The 464-nt window shown below is 50.6% G+C and carries 1 protein-coding gene; it reads left to right on the top strand.

The features are described 5' to 3' along the window. Positions 1-464, top strand: a 464-nt coding sequence (locus AB4507_RS21725) for a VCBS domain-containing protein (protein WP_372183346.1), incomplete at both ends; no start/stop codon positions are given.

The following is a 464-nucleotide window of genomic DNA, read 5'->3' as shown; positions in this document are numbered from 1 at the left end:
CTAACCAGTATCGACGTGGATAATCCAGACAATGCGTTCACGCCGGATTCGATTACTGGCACCAACGGTGACCTGACTATTGATGCCAATGGTCATTGGGTATTCACCGCTAACAGCGCGTTTAATCAATTGAATGTCGGCGACAAGATCGAAGAGACCTTCACGGTGTCGTCTGTTGATGGCACACCCTCGACCATCAAGGTAACGATTAACGGCACTAACGACGCCGCTACTGTCAGCAGTGCGACCGTCGCCATCGATGAAACCGACAAAGCAGTAACGACCTCAGGTACGCTAACCAGTACCGACGTGGATAACCCAGACAATGCGTTCACTCCAGATTCCATTGCAGGCACAAATGGCGACCTCACCATTGATGCCAATGGTCATTGGGCGTTTACCGCCAACAGCGCGTTTAACCAATTAAACGTCGGCGATAAAGTCGAAGAGACCTTTACGGTATC

Source organism: Vibrio sp. 10N.222.54.A3, from assembly GCF_041474095.1.
Taxonomy (GTDB): domain Bacteria; phylum Pseudomonadota; class Gammaproteobacteria; order Enterobacterales; family Vibrionaceae; genus Vibrio; species Vibrio crassostreae_C.
This window is presented reverse-complemented; position numbering and strand designations above follow the sequence as displayed.